Consider the following 19,014-nt stretch of genomic DNA (forward strand, 5'->3'; position numbering starts at 1 on the left):
ACTTAGCTAATCGTTAGCATGTTACGGATTTTATCCCTACCTATTCGTGTACTCTGGGCCAAAGTAAAAAAACGGTTCGGAAAACTCGAAAAAGCCAAGTTGGAAGTTTTTCTGGCCTTTGGCAATGAAAATGAACTCTACATTAAAGGAAGAGTGGTAGAAGCCTATAAGCAGAGCATACCCTCCCCCAAGAAAACCTCCTTACAAAACATCCTGGCGGCAATGAGAAGGTATGCAGGCAGCAGCATTCCCGAGGTAGAAGTGATGATGGAGGTAGGAAGTATCCGAAAAACCCTAACAACAAATGAGGAAGGCATATTTGATGCTCACCTTTTGGTGGAAAACGAAAACGTCAAAACGGCCTATTTTAAGATCCTCCCCGATGAAGGGATACTGCCAGAAAAGGAAGAGGTTTCGGCCTCCTTGTCCTGTTATCCATCCCAAACGGAAAGTGGAATAATCTCTGACATCGACGACACGATTTTGATATCGCATGCCACCAAAATCGGAAAGAAATTTTGGCTATCGGTATCCAAAAACTCCTATACCAGAAGGCCTTTTCCCGGAGTCAGCGAGTTTTACAAATTCTTGAATATGGGAGGTAAGGTTCCCGTATTTTATGTTTCAAGCAGCGATTGGAACCTGTTTGACTTGATCTACGACTTTTTGGTCTTTCGAAATATCCCAAATGGCCCCCTCCTGCTCAAAGACCTGCATGTGAACCTGAAAAACATCTGGAAATCCGGAGGTGGGGACCATAGCCACAAAATGGAAAAAATAGATCTGCTCATGGGACTTTATCCAAAGATGACCTTTATCCTAGTGGGTGACAGCGGACAGCATGATCCCGAGCTATATGCCCAGGTAATCGAAAAGCACCCGGGTAGGGTAAAGGCAGTATATATCAGGCGGATCGGCAAACTATCTCCAGAAAGAGAGCAAATCCTTGGTAAATATGAACCTGAGATCGATGTGGCTTGGGTAAAGGACACCAAGGAGGCCTTGGAACATGCAAGGGAAAACATGCCGCTTTCTAAATAAGGACAGCATCTGTTTTGCCTCTAAAAAGCTCCCAGGCAGATTATTGTCCCATCATTCTTATGCAACCATACCAAACTTTTTGACCATTCGGCGTTAGAAGCTATCTGCTAGTGATACATTCCCAATATGGGCAAAAAATGGGAAGGAGTTTTGGAAATCGACTAAATAAAACTAGTTTATTTATAACTATTTTGTGAACAATTTCTTCCCTGTCTTGTCTTTCTTTAGAGGATTTATGGTTAAATATGATTTATATTTTTAGCCTTTGGTTATATTTATAATCCAATCCTGAGTAGGTAGGTAGATTGCATGTAAACCCAAATGCCGGACAATATGAAAAAACCTGGACTAAAAGCAATAGACCCATTGTTTATTAACAAAATCCGAAAGGGTGATGAAAAAGCCTTTGAGGAATTGTTTGACCAATTTGGGCAAAAAATTTATGGACTGTCCATAAAAATGGGAAACTCTCATGAAGATGCAGAAGGGATTGTTCAGGATGTGTTTTTAAAGATTTGGCAAAAGAGAAACTCCATCAACCCCAATTTATCCCTTCCTGCCTACCTGTTTAAAATTGCTAAATCCATGATAATCCGTAAAAAAAGGAGACAACTTTTGGAACTCTCCTACCTGAGGATGAAAGCCCTACAAGATGCTAGGTTTGGGTTTCAGAATGACGAGGACATTGTGATCTTTGAAGACTTAAAATCGCATGCGGAGAAGTTGGTAGAATCACTACCAAAGGGACAAAGGCAGGTGTTTTTGATGAAAAATAAAGAAAACCTTTCCCTTGATCAAATAGCAGAGGCGCTAAATGTGCCCAAAAGGAGAGTTGAGAACCAAATTTCCAGAGCCAATAAAACCTTAAAAACCAAACTTTTAGCCAAAGAATGGGGTATTGCAAGCTTAATTTGGATAACAAATGCTTATCTTTTTTTTTATTGAATCCATTTTTTTTCATTTTTTCAAAAAACTGATGAGCGTTTACCAGCACTTATGTCTATATATAAGTAGAGGAAAGCAAACATCATGGATAAGAATAGTCTGTATAAAAGGTTTTTAAAAAACGAACTTAGTGAAAAGGAGCTGTTCATTTTTTCCCAATGGCTTCAAACCAAAGAGGCAGAGGAATTTTTAAATGAGAAAATGGATTTTCCTGAAAACCTTGAACATCAGGAAGCTTTTTCTTGGAACGGTCAAAACTTGAAGGACAAAATTCTTGGGGAAATCCAGGCTTCAAAATATTCGGAAGAAAGAAAGAATCGCCAACTTTGGACAACTAGGATAGGAATTGCAGCCTCGATTTCCCTTATCATAGGATTTGTTTTTTTGATGGAAACAAATCCCGAAGAACCCCAAGAAATCACTCCCACAATAATTACCAAATCCAACGAGCCTGGGAAAAAGACCAAACTTCAACTTAAGGATGGATCTACGGTGTACCTAAATGCCGATAGCGAGATTTCCTACCAAGAGGAATTTTTGTCGGATAGAAAAGTGGTGTTGAAAGGAGAAGCTTATTTTGAGGTAGCTAAACATCCGGAAAGTCCCTTCAGGGTTTTTTGTGAGGACCTTGAGACCAAAGCCTTGGGCACCTCCTTTAACATTAGGTCTTTCGAGCCAGGGGTCATCGACATAGTTTTAGCCAGTGGTAGTATATCCGTAACCGGAAGTGGGGGAGAGGAACTGGAATTACAGCCAGGTGAGGGCGTACGCAAAACCTCCTCCATTGCCCCACTCTCAAGGTATAAGGCCGACGTGGAAAAGGCATTGCTTTGGAAATCGGGAATACTCCATCTCGATAAATTGGGCATTGAAGAAACCTTCAAACGGCTGGAAAGATGGTATGGAATCGAAATAATTGTCACTGGCAATACACCGAAAAATGGAAAATTCTCAGGGACATTTACGAATAGTGAAACTTTGCCAAACGTATTAAAAGTCCTTCAGTACTCAACGGATTTTGACTTCAGTATTGACGGAAAAAAAGTGAATATCTCATTTTAAAACCAAAACCCAAATTGCCTATGGAACAACCCATTTAATCCTAAAAAATCCCGGAGAGGTACTGGTACTACCGCTCCGGGGTGAAGATCAAACCCACTAGCTGATTCATTCACCCAAGGGTGTGTTAATCAGCAATGTAACTGTACGTTCAATCTAACATTCTAAATTATGAAAAATTTATTACGCATTATAGTAATGTCAGTCAAATTCATCCTATATGGATTCTCTTTTGCGGTTTTGACGATGGCCACCACTTGGGCAGGATCAGCTAATGGCCAGGTAAAGAGCATAGAAGAAATTTCTGTACGTCTAAACCATGATGAGTTTCGTGTAGTTGAAGTTTTCAAGCAAATTGAAAACAGTACGGAATTGACGTTTTTTTATTTCGATAGAAATGTGAATGTCAACAAAAAAGTAAAACTTAACCTTATAGAAGGTTCGGTAGCTGATATTTTAGCAGATATCGCACAGCAAACCCGATTAAAATTCAAACAAGTAAACAATACTATCTCGGTCAATAATGCCGGGGGTACGTCCAGAAATTCTATCCCCATTGCGGTAGAAGAAATGGAGATCTCAGGCACCGTGAGAGATGAGGGTGGTGAGCCACTTCCGGGAGTAACCGTATTTGTGGAAGGCACGTCTTCTGGCACCGTTACGGATTTGGACGGGTATTATTCCATTTCCACTCCTGATGAAGGTTACTTGGTATTCTCATTTATTGGATACAAGCGCCAGCGGGTAGCCATCGGATCTTCTACCACCATCGATGTCAATCTGCAACCCGACGACAGCTATTTGGATGAAGTGGTGGTAACTGGCTACGGAACGCAGGTAAAAAGAGAAGTTACTGGAAACATTTCCTCTGTAAAGGGAGACGATATTGCTAGGGTACAAGTTCCTTCTTTCGATGCGGCACTTCAAGGCAGGGCTGCAGGTGTCCAGGTCAATCAGGGAAGCGGAGTCCCTGGAGCCCCGTCCCGAATTTTGATCAGAGGAACTTCTTCCATTTCAGCCGGTTCAGAACCACTGATCGTAGTGGATGGCTTTCCTCTGACCCAGGAATTATCCGGGCAAGGCGGCATCAACTCCTTCATGTCCATTAATCCTTCAGACATTGAAGACATCCAAATTTTGAAAGACGCCGCCGCAACTGCCATCTATGGTTCCAGAGGCGCTAACGGCGTAATTCTGGTCACAACGAAATCGGGTAAATCTGGGCAAAGCAGTGTGAATTTCAACTATAGCTACGGTGTCCAGGACCCTGTAAATATGGTGGAGTTGGCAAATGGCAGACAATGGTTAGGCATGGTAGATGGAGCATTTGCCAATGATGGATTTGATAGGCCTTGGGATCCTGTAGTGGATAGTGGGCTGGTCAGTGCTTTTGTGGATAATCCAAATGCCTATTTTACAAGGGACATGGCTCAAAATGTTGCAAATGCAGGTGGCACCGATTGGCTTTCACCGATTTGGAGGCAGGGAACCTTGGAAGATGTGAACATTTCAGCGACTAAGGGTACCGATAGAGCCTCTTATTATGTTTCCTTGAGGTATCAGGACCATAAGGGTTTGATGAATACCCAAAGGTTAAGGACATATGGTCTACGAACAAATCTGGATTTCAATATTCTGGATAATGTCAAAATTGGGATAAACAACAACTTCAACTACTTTGCCAATAACCAAGGGCAATTGGGCGGTAGCAACCAAGCTTTTCAGGGAGGTGGTAGGCCTGACCGAGGAAACAGGGGTGGGTATGGTTCAGCAATCGGAGGCGCAGTTCCGGTCATCCCCATTACTTTAGATGATGGCTCCTATTTTGACCCGCTTGGGGGTAGAAACCCTGTGGTGGCTAATCTTCCCAACAATTATGAAAATAGCACGGAAAACTATAGAAATATTGCTAACCTATTTCTAGAATACCAGCCCTTGGAAGGATTGACTTTGAGGGCTGAGGGATCGGCAGATATTTGGTTTACCCGCTCTAGGATTTACGCCAGTGATGTAATCCGTGAATCCAGGTACGGAGAAGTGGGCAACACACAGCGAAACAACCTCAACCTAAATGCATATGCCACCTATAATACTTCTTTTAATGACCATTCCTTTAATATAGTGGCTGGGGCAGAACGGCAAAGGAGAAATTTTTTCCGTACGGATGCACGTGCAGAAAACCTGGTTTCCTCCGATTTTAATATAGGGGAAACTGCCGGGAACAATGTGATTACCCTTGTTCATGGCACATTTCCCGAGTTTCGTATTCAAAGTTATTTTGGAAGGGTTAACTATAACTATAAGGAAAAGTATTATGCCATGGCCAGCTTTAGGCGAGATGGTGCTTCAGTATTTGGAAGGGATAATCGCTATGGCTATTTCCCGGCACTTTCTGCTGGTTGGATTCTATCTGAGGAGGATATTTTCTCTAATCTCGGCCCTATAAATTTTCTGAAGTTAAGGGGTAGCTACGGGAGAACAGGAAATGCTGATATCCCGAATGTACTCGAAAACCAATATGTCACTTGGCCGGCGTATTCCTTTGGTTCTGGTATCGTTCAAAGCGTAATTGGCGTTCCCGATATCCAGTGGGAAGAAATCAACACCATCGATTTTTCTTTGGATTTTGAGGCCTTTGAATCCAGGATTAGTGGTTCCGCAGGGTTTTATCAACAGGATGTTAATAACATGTTACTCCTAAACCCCATCCCTGCATCGCAAGGAATATTACTGGGTTCCTCTTCCATCTGGACCAATATTGGAGACTTGCGAAATACAGGCTGGGAATTTTCTCTCAACACCGTAAATATCGACAAAGGAGGGTTTCAGTGGAGGTCTGAATTCAACCTCACTTTGGTAAGGGATGAGGTTCGAAGGCTGATCCCTCAGCTGGATGAAAACAACCTCGGTATAGTTCAGGGAGCAACCATTACAAGGCAAGGCAACAGGTTAGGTACCTATTTTATGGCTGAAACTGCGTTTATTGATTCCCAAACTGGATATGAATACATCTATGAAATAGATCAGGACCTATTCAATGAATCCGGAATCATCAGAAAAACAGGAGAAACCGTCTTGGCCACTCCAGCCAACGCACAGCAAAATAGAGTGGAGCTGGAGGGAAAAAGCGGACTGCCTACCTATTTTGGGGGCTTCCAAAACACCTTCTCCTATAAGGGCCTTGAATTGATTGTTTTCTTTTCTTTTCAGGGAGGAAACTATGTTTATGATGGAAATAGATATAGGGTGACTGGGGGTAATAATTTCAGAGCGGACTTGGAACAACGCTCATGGACACCTGAAAATCCAGATGCCGATTTTCCAAGACAAAGTCTGATGTACAGAACCAGAGAAAATGAACCATTGGCTCAGCCCGGAAGTACTTCCTTGTATCTTCAGGATGGATCATTCCTACGGCTTAGAAACGTTCAACTGAGCTACAATATTCCACCAGAGCTTTTAAGCAGAGCAAAGATAAAAGGTGCCCGGGTATTCTTAAATGGCACGAACCTGCTCACCTTCACCAATTTTGACGGGTATGATCCAGAAATCGCCAATTTTGACTCAAATCGGCAAAACAGGAATCTTTTACAAGGTTTCTTGGGTGGAAACCCCTTTCCGCAATTAAGGACCTTTACTGGTGGCGTTTCTTTGACCTTTTAACAACCTAAACTCCAAGAAAATGAAAGCAATAAAAAATATAACTATATGGATAGGTTTGGCCGCATGTACCCTTATAAGCTATTCCTGCAATGATACGGTGTGGTTAGAGGATGTTGGTACTGTCTCTAATGGTTTTGTAGAACCTAGAAACACCATGGATTTGGAACAATTGGTTAATGGCGCCCTATGGGTAGCAGGTGGAGAGGGTGGTTTTCGAGGCATCCACGGAAACCAGGCCATCTATTCTGCTACCATTGCCGATGCAGGGAAATTAATGGATGGGCTAGGCGTAGTAGGGCAAGATGCCATTGATTGGTATAACCGTGACTTTTCAAACAATGCCCATGCACAGCCTACCAGAAATTGGCAAGCGGGGTATGCCGTACTCCTTGCAGCCAATGCTGTAATCGATTGGGTAGAGGAAAATGGTCCTTTCGAGGATGCAAATACACACTGGACACCAAGAATACTCGGGGAGGCACACTGGTTGAGGGCCTGGGTAAATTTCGCCATGGTTCGCATTTTTGCACCTCCTTATGGGGCAAATAATGAATTTCCAGCCATTATCCTCAAAGACAGAATGCCATCTGGGGCATTTGACAATCCAGGGTTGAGTTCCGTTGAAGAGATTTATCAACAAATCCTGTTTGATCTAGACCGAGCTCTGGAATTGCTACCCGAACAATATTCCCCGGATAGGGATCCCCCCGCTTTCGTAGACCGACAAGACCGGATGGCTGCTCACTTCTTAGCCATGCGGGTGTACTTTCAGATGAGAGACTGGCAAAGAGCCGAGGAGCATGCGGACGTGGTACTTAACTCAGGGAGGTTTCCACTGGATCAAGACCCCATTGAGGCATGGAACAAAGATCAGTTTGGGGATAAGGGAAATGAAGTGGTATTCCAATACGTGACATCAGGACCACAGACCAATTGGAAACCACCTGTGATCTCCAGGTGGTTAGGATATGCGGATCCCAATGGCAGGTGGAATTTTTCCAATTTCTTTAATAACAACCAGATCATGTCCCTTAGCGAGCATTTCAAAACCATAACCGGCTGGAACGACCATGAAGAGGCCATGAATGACAAAAGGTACAGCCAGCTCTTCTTAAGTTTCGAAGCAGGAGAAGACCCCAGGCCAGTGTACCAAGCACTAAACCAAAGGGAGGTATGGGCCCACAAATGGTACAGGGCTGGAGAAGCCGAAGCCAGCAACCGGGTAGCCAGCCTTCCATTAATGAGGTCCGCAGAAGCTTACCTTACAAGGGCCTTCCTTAGGTTTATGGGTGGCAATGATGGAGGAGCAAGAGAAGATCTTAATGTGGTGCGAAGAAGGGCGGGACTGGAGGATTATACTGGTGCCCTATCTGCTGAAGTGATTGAAGTGGAAAGAATGAAGGAATTGGTTTTTGAGGACGACAGGCTTTATTATCTTCAAGCTACCCAACAGGAAATTCCAAATGGGGATCGTGGCTCAGGGGGTATTTCTTGGAGTGATAGAACCTGGCAACCTATTCCACAGTTAGAAATCGACCTAAACCCAAATATCAGTCGAGAATAAAATTGATCCGACAAAGGCTGCTTCAATTTTTTCTTGCAATAAAGGTGGTTCGCATTTTATGCCTCTACTTCTTACCTTGCAAGAGAGAGATGAAGCAGCCTTTTTACTTGAATTTAAAAAGAATAAACCCAAACAAAAATGTCATTTGTAGGTAGGATAGTAGCTTTCCTTTTCTTTATTGGCCTGTTTTCAGAGGCCTTTCCCCAATCAGGTTCTCTGGATTGGCTGATCAATACCCAGGACATAGAAGGAAAAAACGCCATGGGAGAGCATCCAAGAGGCTTGGTAAAAGCATGGGAAGTGGAAGAAATCAGAAAGAGAGTAGCCTACGGTCATTTTCTGGAAATACTGGAAAATTTGGAAAGGGACACACAAAAGCTTGCAGAAGAAATAAGCAAAGCCGATGAATTTGAGGCCCAAAAGGTCACTGAACTAGCAGCCCACTACAGTTACTTGTATTTGCTTAAAGGGGATAAGGAATTTGCTGATTCGGCCTATTCCCATTTGGAAACCGTATTTGAAGATAAAGTGATTTTTGACAATCCAGTTTCCAGGGGACTTACCCGTGCAGCTGTTTTGTTGAAAATGGCCTTTACCTATGATTTTTGTTATCAGGCATGGACTCAAAAGCAAAGGAATGAGGTAAATCGACAACTCTACAAAGTTATTTATGCCACCAGTGCAAATATGGGATATGATGCCAATTATAGCCTTGTAAGCAACTGGATGGGGGTAAGGTGGGGTAGCGTGGTTTTTGCCTCACTGGTTTGGGACCATCCAGACCAGGAAACCCCGTCTCTGGTAAACCCCCTTCTCTGGGATGCTTCGAAAAGACTCTCAGATCACCTTGCCCTAAACGTGCATCCCCAAGGCTGGCCGGCGGAAAGCTTGGGCTACCATGTGTATAACTGGTCTTTTGTAGGACCTGCATTTATCGCCTGGCAAAACAATAGAGAAAATTCCCCCTTGGAAGATTTGGCCCCCCAGTTGATAAACATAGTTCATGCCACATCATCGGGTACGGTGGCCATACCCACAATGAATGAGATGGTGGGCATCAAACCGGACCTTTCCGACGATGGGCTGAACTTGGGATCGGGTTTGTTCAGCATGGCCTTGAGGGTATATCCCGATAGCCAAAAACCCTATATTAAGTGGATGCACGATTATGTGAAGGAAGCAAATCTTTACAGTGTCCTGTACTACCCTGAAAAATTGGAAGCCCTTTCACCTGAAAAGGCGAAATGGAATACTTATGCAGACACCACACATGGCGTAGTGGTGCATAGAAACGGTTTTAATGGCAAAAACGACATCGTAACTCTTATTAACGCCTCTCAGAAAAGGGTGGCCGGTCACAAAGGTCCCGATGTAAATACCTTTAGGGTAATTGGTATGGGAGTACCCTTTATTATTGGCGGGGGTCGTACAAACCTTATTGCGGGGCAGTCCAACCTTTTCCCAGGCAAGGTCTCTCCCGACCAAAAAGGGGACCTGAATGAGGCAGGAGAACTTCTCGAGTTTGAAATCAATCCTGAGGGCACCTCCACGGCCCTCGTGAAAGGAAGTAGTACCGGAGTAGATAACCATATCCGAAAATGGATGGTAGATTACTCTGATAAAAGTGGTGCCGAGGCCGTCATCGTCATTAGTGACCATTCCAACAATGGAAAAGTCTGGAGGATCAACACCCCTTCTTTTAACGAGGTAAATATTTCAGAAAATTCATTTATACTCACTACCCCTGAAGGCCATACCCTTAAGGCTGTAATACTGAGCAATTCAAAAAATCCACACTCCATTACCACTGGCCTGCTCCGTTATGGTGGGCAAACCGTCCGCCATAATACAGGTATCCAATATGATAACAAACGCTATCCTGAAAGCCGCTTTGTGGATGTGGAAATCGACAAAGAGGTGACCGTTGTTATGACGATTCAGCCAAAGGGAAAACCCCATCCCCCCATTGATTTACCCCACAAAGATAAAATCACAATTGGCAACCTCTCATTAACCATTGACAATTAATCCATTAATAATTATATTATTAACCATTACCAATTATCCCAAGATGCAAAAAATGCCCATAAATTTCCAGCTGACAGCCCAACTACTTTTTCTGTTCCTACTTAGCAGCACATTACAGGCCCAGGAGGCTCACGATTACCTGCATGAACTTTATGATGCCCGGCATGACAGTCCCTTTCAGCAAAAAATAAAGGAGCTTGCCCCCGTTCCTGCTGGAGTGGTGTATATTCAGCGTCCAGGGGAAGATGAAGAAATCATTAGGCAACATTTTAGAAGCATGAAAGAACTGGGGTTTACGAATCTTAAACAGATTATGACCTTGCCCGATTGGGATCACGAGGAGATTCAGTTGATGGCCCTGGAAGAAGGACTGATTCCCTGGTGGTATGGGGAGGGAGGATGGGAAGCCATCACCCCCGAGCTGATCCAACAATTGGGTTTGCCTGGCAGCATGGAAAGCAAAGAGGTGAGGAGGCACCCCAAAATGCTGGACTATCAGCAAGGGGTGTTGGAAAAGCGGGTGAAGCGGCTACAGGCTTTAAGGAAAGAAAATCCCGAAGCCCAAGCCTTAAAAGGATCCAGTACCGCCTATGACCCAACTGTGGGACAAAGAGGCCTAGATCTAACGGATACCGGAGAGGCCCTATTTGTGGAATGGGCGAAGGAGACTTATAAAGATATTTCTGCAGTGAATCATGCCTATAACCAACATCACCATGGTTTGCAGGCAGCAGGTGGCCCTTTTACTTCCTGGGAAGATTTCGAAGAAAGGTGGAAAGCTTTCAACCACCGGGAAATGCGGGTTATCCGGGACATCCTACGCTTTAAGGCCGATCACGGTGTAGCCGAATTGGCTAAAAAAGTACAGGAATTCAAGGAATTTGATCCCGAGGCACCTTACCGTGCCGGTGGGGAACTGGGGCTATTCCGTCCCCACGCCTACTTTGGGGTTAACTTTCCCGCCATTGCCAAAGTAATGCAGGATGCTGGCTCCTTTTATCCCTCTATACATTATACTTGGCACTTTGACCAGGTTTTGGATGAATTGGGTCCTACGGTATATATGCAGGCAAGCTATATCAATGATATGTTTAAAGGGGGCTGGAGTGGTGGCTGGGAAACCACCGGAGGTCCGCAACAGTTTGGTGGTGAAAAATTCGGACAAAACAACAAGGGATTTACAGTGGATGCACCAGAGATGCGTCAGTTTACCCTTAGCATGCTGGCTGCCGGGTTTAAGGGTTGGGGCCTGTGGAGCTGGAGTGTGAGAAGTGCAGGTGCAGAGGTGGGGGAATATTCCCTACTGGATCATCACAATGAAATCACAGACAGGGCACGAGCGGTGGGAGAAGTGGCTCAAGCCATGCAGAAGTACAGGGAAGAACTTTGGGAGGCCCACAAGGAACCTATGGTTGGGGTGTTTTTTGATTGGGACAATGATGCCATGTGGACAGCATTCTCCATTAAAGGCCAAGACAGCTTGAGGTTTAGACCCATGCAGGCTCGTGTGGGACTGACCAGAGCACTAATCAACGGAAATATCCCCTTTGAATATGTAAATGCTGAAGACCTGGAATTTGGATTGGCGCAGCGATATCCTATAATTTATTTACCTGGCATGCTGGCGTTGGATCCAGACCTATTGCCCTTGTTGGAAAACTACGTAAATAATGGTGGAAAACTAATCATGGACATGCCAGGAGCCTGGATGGACAGCTATTCCGCGCTTTTCCCGAGGGGCACGGGAAGTGCTTTTTCCAGTCTCTTCGGAACAGTACTTAGGGAATATCAGTACTCAGGCATTAACAGGGATTGGCACCTAGAGGGCGAAAAACTCGTGGGCTCCATAGGGAGTTTACGTCCCGAAGGAGCTTCTATCCTGGCCAGTTTTTCCAATGGTAAACCCGCCGTTACCTCCTTTAGCTTGGGAGAGGGTAAGGCCATGATTTTGGGCTATGAAGCCGCAAGAGCTTGTTTTCGCAGGGGAAATGAGGCCATGGAAGACTTGTTGAGAACCTTTATCTTAGAAGATAAGTCACCCGTCTTTGAATGTGAAGGAGCCCTGGTGTATAGGCTGGCAGGCCCTTCTGCGGACCATTATTTTCTACTTAACCAAGAAGAGGAGAAGGAAGTACAGATCAGCAGTAGCACCATCCACTATACCACAATGGAGGATGCCATCACTGGCGAAAAATTGACAATTGGCGAACCGCTTACCTTAGAAGGATTTGGAGCAAGGTGGATTAGGATGGGGAAATAACACCAATTTTCTTTTAGTTGCTCCCAGTACCTCCACGGACTTAGGTTTTAACTTCTTCAACTATTATTTTTACACCTGAAATAGGATAAACCTCAATTAAGCTTAAACCGTTAACATTAATGGCTTATGGGTTGAGGTTTACTATTATTTATTTTAGAATTTAAATGATGGCTTTCAGAATATTTTTTACTACAGTGCTGTTAGGTTTGCTTTATGGGGTACATGGGGTGGCTCACACACTGGTATTGCCAGAAGATAACTATAAAAACAACCTTGTTCAAGCAGACCTTGAAAAACCAAATTCCCCCAAATTTTCCCCTGAACCAGGTTGGTACAGTTCTTCTTTGGAAGTCATGATCAGCACATCCGATGAGGATGGCATGATTCTGTACACTTTGGATGGCTCGGAACCCTGCCTAGAAAATGTAAATGGTGGAGAATCCTACCTGGTAAACTATTATCACCACCACGAATGGGAAAATAGCCAAAACATCCCCAGAGCTAATGTGACTTATATATATAGTGGGCCCATAGCAGTCAGCGAAAGGACTTCAGCGGACAACGACTTGGCAGATATAATTACCACCTATGATACTTCCTTTGATATTTATTGGAAGAAGCCTGAAGAAAAAATTTTTAAGGGGCAGGTAATAAAAGCAAAAACAATACGGGAAGGCACCGGAAGTGAGACCGTTACTGCCACTTATCTGGTGAATGAGCAAAAGAACAACCGGTTCCACTTACCGGTACTTTCAGTAACCACCGACCCCGAAAACCTTTTTGGCTTTGAAAAGGGCATTTATGTTCAGGGTAAAACCTTTTTTGATTCAGGTGGCAGCGTAACCAACTATGTAAACCATGCCAATTTTGGCAATAGAGGCAGGGAGTGGGAGAGGCCTGTACACGTGGAGTTATTTGGGAATGACGGCAAATTAGAGTTTTCCCAGAACCTTGGCATGAGGATACATGGGGGAACCTCAAGGTCACGGCCCATGAAAGGGTTTAGGCTATACGCAAGGAATGACTATGACGACAATAATTCCATGCAACACCGCTTTTTACCGGAGGCCAAAGATATTTATGGAGCTATTATGGGTGACCATAAGCATATATTGGTGAGAATGGGAGGGGATTTAATGAATATCTTTACAGATGCTGCATCCCACCGCATTATGGCAGCAGCTAATCTCGATATTCAATGGTCTACCCCAATTGTCCACTTGTTCAACGGGGAGTATTGGGGCGTTGCCAATATCAGAAACAGGTTAAACGATCATTATTTAGCGCGGAAATACTATACGGATACCGATAACCTCATAATTTTGGATTCACCTTGGGGACAGGGTAGCAGTGAGAATGTAGAGGCTGGCAATCCAGGTGAAATATCCTTATACAGAGATATATATAACCATGTGGTCAACCAAGACATGAGTGACCCAAAGAATTATGCTGAATTTGAGGAAAAGGTAGATGTACTCAGCTATATCGACTATAATATCATGTTTATCTACCTCAATAATGTAGATTGGTATGGTGAAAAGCATTTTAAATATTGGCGGGTAAGGGAAGTTAGTAACAACCCCTATCAGGACGGGAAATGGCGTTTCATGGTATGGGATTTTGATACCGCCGCCAGATTTGGAGGTCCAGGTTTTGATATGTTGGTTAATTTCATTCATCCTGATGGTGGGGGAAATGAGTACGCTTCCGGGAATCCCCAAAAAACAGCCCTTCTAAGGAATTTGTTGGAAAGCAGCGAATTCAAGGAATTATTTATCAACAGATTTGCGGATCATATCAATACCACCTTCAAGCCTGAGCGAATGGAGCCAATATTGAGGGATACCTACGAAAGGGTAAGGCCCGCACTTGAAGAACATCGACTCCGATGGCGCTATCAATGGGCCACCGAAGAAATCTTGAATATTTATTTCGACTTTACCCACAAAAGGCCGGCTCATCAGTTTCAGCAACTGAGAGATCATTTCGGTCTTTCAGAAACCGTACAAGTCTCGATCGAAACAGCAAATAAGGAGGCTGGAACCCTACAGATAAATACTCTCCCTATTTCCCGGGACACTCCTGGAGTTGGGCAGGATCCTTATCCCTGGACAGGTACTTATTTTAAGGAAATTCCAATTAAATTACAGGCCCACCCCAATCCTGGTTTTGAGATTGATCATTGGCTGGTAAACGGTGCCAGAATGGACGAGGAGGTGTTGGAGGTTACACCAAAGGCTGATATGGCCATCCAAGCCGTCTTTAGGGAAGCTGAATTCAATGAGCCCCGCTTGATCCATTTTTGGCTATTTGATACCAATATCCCCAATAACACCCCTTTGACCCAGCTGTTTCCCCAGCATAATAGCTTACCGATTGTCCCGATGGCAGAACTCCTTTTCCATCCAGCAGCAACCCCACCCTCAGAAGGTGAAGGAACCGAAGGTATAATGGATAGGGTAAATGACCCAACCATAATCAACTACAGGGAACAGGTAATCCCAGGTGTTCCATTTGAGGATATAGACATGAGGGGAATACGGGTAAGGAACCCTCTTAGAACTTTGGAAAATGGAGAGGTTAAGAATGGAATGCTTGAATTGAGGATACCGACGAACCTGCATAGGTCAATTCAGGTAAGCATGGCCGTTTCCAGAACGAACAATGGCCCGGAGATGATGCGCTGGGAATACAGGACCACCGAGGATGGTGAATGGACCAAGGGGGATTTAAAGGAAAGTCAAATCAACCTGACTACCAGTTTTCAAATGGTAACCATAGATTTCAGTGAAATCGAAGAAGTGAATGACAACCTCCACTTTGCCTTGAGATTTATATTTGAAGGGAATACTGTGACGGGAGATAGTGGAAATGCAAGGTTTAATAATATCGCTGTAGAAGGAGTTGAATTCAAAGAGGAGGTGATCACCTCCCTTCCCCGTGCAGATAGAGAGCACCGTCGGATAGTATCCAAGCTCTATCCCAATCCAACCTATGGACAACTTCACTTGGATTTACACCAGGAACAATGGCCCATGATCAACGGTCTGGAAATTGTCAATTCGCAAGGAGTCATAATAAATAGCTTTGATAGCGTACCCGACCGTTCATTTTCGATTTCTTTGGAAAATGTCCCGGCGGGAGTTTATAGTATTAGGGTCACTTCCCCCCAGAATTCGGAGGTCTTACGCTTTATCAAAAAATAAGTTTAATAACCAAAATGGATTATTTTAGTCTACATACCTCTGCCGAATTCCCGGCCTTTTTCACTATTCTGTACACTGTCTTGTTTGCCTTCTCTTTGGCAGTGGTGATCGCTTTTACTTACTATTTGACCACACCGCTTTCCGGATATAGTGCCCCGTTTATTCAAGCCCTTGTGCTAAGTCCTATTGTGGCCATTATGGTAATACAAGCGATTGGGGACAGTGTAGCAATTGGACTGGGTATGCTTGGTGCATTGGCGATCATTCGTTTCAGGACTAATTTCCGAAATCCCAGAAACATTATTTTCTTATTTGCTTCCCTAGCGGTGGGAATCTCTTGTGGTGTGTATGGCTATTCTATTGCCATTGTGGGCACCCTGTTTTTCTGCCTCGTGGCCTTCGCTTTTCACTTCACCTATTTTGGCAAAAAATACATGCCATCTGCGATGATAAGAATAAACTTTATGGGGAATATGCTTCAGAAAGGGCTTGTGGAAGAAGTCCTTCATCATTGGTGTGAAGGCATTTCCCTAAAGAATATTAGGTATTCCAAACCATCCGAAAATGAGAAAAAGGTGTTTTTGGAATATCAAATTCGTATGAAAAATCAATCCGAGGAACTGGGCTTACTGGGGCAGCTTGAGGGCCTTGACCCTTCATTGATAGCGAGGATTGAATTTGAGGACACAACCGAAAACTTTAATTAGGAGATGAAAAAATTTCTATACTTGATATTACTCTGGCTGGGTGCAATTGGCTTCTTGCTTTACATTAATTTCCACTCCATCAAGTCCGATTCTGCATTCATGGGAGTGGCGGAAAATGACGAAAAAATCATAAGTTATGGGCAAATTGTGGAGGTACTGGATGTCCCTGTAGTAGTAGGGGAAAAGGTAACCAAGGGCCAAAAGATTCTTGAAGTAAAAAGTCCCGAATTGGATTTGAGAATAAGGGATTTCACAGATCGGTTGCTGGAACTTCAGGCAATGGAATTTCATAGAAAGCTGGAGATCAGCTCCCAGGTAGCCCAATTGAAAGCAGAGATCAAAGCCAAAGAAACCGAGTTGGCCTATGAAATTCGCCAACTTGAGACAGAGCACAGCCTTAACAATCGCTTGACAAGTGACCTGAGAAGCCTTGCCACGCTGGAGCCCGAATACCGCATCGCAGGCCCAAAGGCTATTCGTATCGAGGCGCTAAAAGAAGACCTAAGGCTATTTACCGACCCCCTTAAATTGCAGGTGTCGCAGCTAAACCAACATCTTGCCTCGCACAACGGCACCTTCAAGGTGCAAATCCTAAACGTGGAAACCGAACTCAACAAACTCAGAAAAGAAGAGGAAAAACTACAGTTATATGCATCCCAGGATGGTATCATTGGTTTCGTAGAGGCCAAACAAGGAGACATAATTGCTCCTCACATGCCGGTTTTATCCGTGAACTCAAATAGCCCGTCTTTTGTCAACGGTTTTATCCATGAAAATAGCAATGTAGAAATAAATGTGGGCGATCGCATTGAAGTGTCCGGCGATTGGAATAAAGGAAAAATTGTGGAAGGAAAAGTGGTTGGTGTGGGCTCCAAGATCACTGAATATCCAGAAAGGTTGAGAAAGAACGTAGATGTGGCCTTGTGGGGAAGGGAAGTACAAATTAAAATACCGGGAAACAACCTATTTTTGCATGGGGAGAAGGTTTCATTGAAAAAAATCCCTGGGTCATGACAATCGGTTTTTTATTGGGGCTTTTTAGCATCTTCCTCTCTGATACCATTCCGACTAGCACTGATGCAATCTTGGAAACTGCTTTTTCAGACCTAGCCTATACATCCCTGGAAGAAAGAAACAGCTTTTATCAGCAAAACAGCAATCACGTAAGCTACCTGGATCATATGGAGCTGAGAACCAGGTCCCGGAATTTTGACCCGAGAGAACAGATGTTCAGGTTCAGGACCTATACCAATTCCCCATCCGAAAGGAAATATAGCAGGGAGTACCTTAGTGCTACCTACACCGAACAAAACCTTGACAAAAAAGCCCAGTTGAATACGCTTTTAAAACAGAGGTATAGGCTCATTGCTGCTAGCTTCATTGATAAAAAAAAGATGATGGCAATGGAGGAGTTGGGCATCTTGCTTGGGGAACGCAGAAATGTTCTCGAAAAGAGCATCGACAATATAGACTTTGACTTTCAGGATTTACTGAAGGCAGAGGAGGATTACGACCACTTTTTACTGGAGTCCATAGATGTGGAAAGAAAGTTTCAGCAACATGAAGAAGAAATAAGGAATTTGCTGGGTACGGAACAAACAGTGGGAGTTTCCCAAAACGACTTCGTGTCTGTCTCAGACATTAGGGTATTTTTAAGCCAGTTTGAATACGATCTGGAACAAAACAACTTCTATTATGAAAGGCAGAAACTGGACAAACAGCTTGCTGAACTTGATTATTTGGGAAGTAGGGCCTCCAAAAGAAACCCGGTGAAATTTTTTGAAGCCAGCTACAGGGATGTTCCCGGTGAGGGATTTAGGCGCGATCTGGCTATCGGCATTGGGTTTAGGATACCCTTGGGTTCGGCGGGAAAAGGAGGCCTTCTGGATAGGCAGTTTAAGTTGATGAAGGAAGAAAACATGCTAAGTCAGCTTTCGGTTGAGCTTAAAGAGGAAATCAGGCAAACCATCATCAACCTTCAAACCCTATTAAAAAAGCACCAAGCCTTATCCGGGATGATCGATAATGACCTTCAACAGCGCTCCCTGGAGAAGTACCGGGAGATAGATGGGATATCCCCCCTAATTTTGCTGAAAATAAGAGAAAACATATTATCCAAACATCTGCTGGCGACCGACCTCGAACTGGACATCCTGTATGAATATATAGAATTATTGGATATTAGCGGAATGCTGGTGAGAGAACCTTTTATCAATTATTTTAATTCCTCCGAGGATTTTTATTGACCCTGTTATTTTACCCACATTTTCTCCCTGACGGGACAGCTAATGCCGGTTCTTATGAATATTCGGCTTAGGTACGGAATACAAATGGGAAATCAATTTCAGATGGTGCCGTTAGGCATCCAATGTGGGTAGAAAATCGAATGACATCAAAAATCCCGTCCCGTACGGGACGGAACTTCGCCGTGTCCTGTTGCTACCCATATTTTGTCCCTAACGGGACATATCTGTAAAGGCTTTCCACAGGTTATTCCACCAACCACACTTAATAAAAACCTAACTCCAATTAACCATTAAC

The 19,014-nt window shown here is 43.9% G+C and carries 11 protein-coding genes; all 11 read left to right on the forward strand.

Features of this window, described 5'->3' with window-relative positions:
• Positions 1 to 18: 18 nt before the first annotated feature.
• A complete protein-coding gene (locus tag DB520_RS03440) occupies positions 19 to 1,041 on the forward strand; it encodes an App1 family protein (RefSeq protein WP_114748226.1) in 1,023 nt (340 codons plus the stop codon).
• A gap of 333 nt (positions 1,042 to 1,374) precedes the next feature.
• Positions 1,375 to 1,986, forward strand: coding sequence for an RNA polymerase sigma factor (locus DB520_RS03445; RefSeq protein WP_157971916.1), 612 nt, complete (start codon positions 1,375 to 1,377; stop codon positions 1,984 to 1,986).
• 84 nt (positions 1,987 to 2,070) lie between these two features.
• Positions 2,071 to 3,048, forward strand: a complete 978-nt coding sequence (locus DB520_RS03450) for a FecR family protein (RefSeq protein WP_114748228.1) — start codon at positions 2,071 to 2,073, stop codon at positions 3,046 to 3,048.
• A gap of 168 nt (positions 3,049 to 3,216) precedes the next feature.
• Positions 3,217 to 6,708, forward strand: a complete 3,492-nt coding sequence (locus tag DB520_RS03455) for a SusC/RagA family TonB-linked outer membrane protein (protein ID WP_114748229.1) — start codon at positions 3,217 to 3,219, stop codon at positions 6,706 to 6,708.
• Positions 6,709 to 6,727: 19 nt separating this feature from the next.
• Positions 6,728 to 8,272 carry a RagB/SusD family nutrient uptake outer membrane protein gene (locus DB520_RS03460; protein WP_114748230.1) on the forward strand — a complete coding sequence of 515 codons (1,545 nt, stop codon included), beginning with the start codon at positions 6,728 to 6,730 and terminating at the stop codon, positions 8,270 to 8,272.
• A gap of 138 nt (positions 8,273 to 8,410) precedes the next feature.
• Positions 8,411 to 10,300 carry a hypothetical protein gene (locus DB520_RS03465; RefSeq protein WP_114748231.1) on the forward strand — a complete coding sequence of 630 codons (1,890 nt, stop codon included), beginning with the start codon at positions 8,411 to 8,413 and terminating at the stop codon, positions 10,298 to 10,300.
• Positions 10,301 to 10,352: 52 nt separating this feature from the next.
• Positions 10,353 to 12,560, forward strand: a complete 2,208-nt coding sequence (locus DB520_RS03470; RefSeq protein WP_157971917.1) for a beta-galactosidase trimerization domain-containing protein — start codon at positions 10,353 to 10,355, stop codon at positions 12,558 to 12,560.
• Positions 12,561 to 12,727: 167 nt separating this feature from the next.
• A complete protein-coding gene (locus DB520_RS03475) occupies positions 12,728 to 15,766 on the forward strand; it encodes a CotH kinase family protein (protein ID WP_198675228.1) in 3,039 nt (1,012 codons plus the stop codon).
• Between the two features lie 14 nt (positions 15,767 to 15,780).
• Entirely contained in the window at positions 15,781 to 16,473 is a 693-nt protein-coding gene (locus DB520_RS03480) for a DUF4956 domain-containing protein (protein ID WP_114748234.1), read from the forward strand.
• Positions 16,474 to 16,476: 3 nt separating this feature from the next.
• Entirely contained in the window at positions 16,477 to 17,487 is a 1,011-nt protein-coding gene (locus tag DB520_RS03485) for an efflux RND transporter periplasmic adaptor subunit (protein ID WP_114748235.1), read from the forward strand.
• Positions 17,484 to 18,719 (forward strand): TolC family protein, encoded by a 1,236-nt coding sequence (locus DB520_RS03490; RefSeq protein WP_114748236.1) that lies wholly within the window; start codon positions 17,484 to 17,486, stop codon positions 18,717 to 18,719. The genes DB520_RS03485 and DB520_RS03490 overlap by 4 nt, the downstream gene beginning before the upstream one ends.
• The last annotated feature ends 295 nt before the right edge of the window (positions 18,720 to 19,014 follow it).

The sequence above is a fragment of the Pleomorphovibrio marinus genome, assembly GCF_003347495.1.
GTDB lineage: Bacteria > Bacteroidota > Bacteroidia > Cytophagales > Cyclobacteriaceae > Pleomorphovibrio > Pleomorphovibrio marinus.

Coding starts and splice junctions, on each gene's coding strand:
- DB520_RS03485 (WP_114748235.1), top strand. CDS start 16,477: ATGAAAAAATTTCTATACTTGATATTACTCTGGCTGGGTGCAATTGGC.
- DB520_RS03470 (WP_157971917.1), top strand. CDS start 10,353: ATGCCCATAAATTTCCAGCTGACAGCCCAACTACTTTTTCTGTTCCTA.
- DB520_RS03445 (WP_157971916.1), top strand. CDS start 1,375: ATGAAAAAACCTGGACTAAAAGCAATAGACCCATTGTTTATTAACAAA.
- DB520_RS03465 (WP_114748231.1), top strand. CDS start 8,411: ATGTCATTTGTAGGTAGGATAGTAGCTTTCCTTTTCTTTATTGGCCTG.
- DB520_RS03460 (WP_114748230.1), top strand. CDS start 6,728: ATGAAAGCAATAAAAAATATAACTATATGGATAGGTTTGGCCGCATGT.
- DB520_RS03455 (WP_114748229.1), top strand. CDS start 3,217: ATGAAAAATTTATTACGCATTATAGTAATGTCAGTCAAATTCATCCTA.
- DB520_RS03480 (WP_114748234.1), top strand. CDS start 15,781: ATGGATTATTTTAGTCTACATACCTCTGCCGAATTCCCGGCCTTTTTC.
- DB520_RS03490 (WP_114748236.1), top strand. CDS start 17,484: ATGACAATCGGTTTTTTATTGGGGCTTTTTAGCATCTTCCTCTCTGAT.
- DB520_RS03450 (WP_114748228.1), top strand. CDS start 2,071: ATGGATAAGAATAGTCTGTATAAAAGGTTTTTAAAAAACGAACTTAGT.
- DB520_RS03440 (WP_114748226.1), top strand. CDS start 19: ATGTTACGGATTTTATCCCTACCTATTCGTGTACTCTGGGCCAAAGTA.
- DB520_RS03475 (WP_198675228.1), top strand. CDS start 12,728: ATGGCTTTCAGAATATTTTTTACTACAGTGCTGTTAGGTTTGCTTTAT.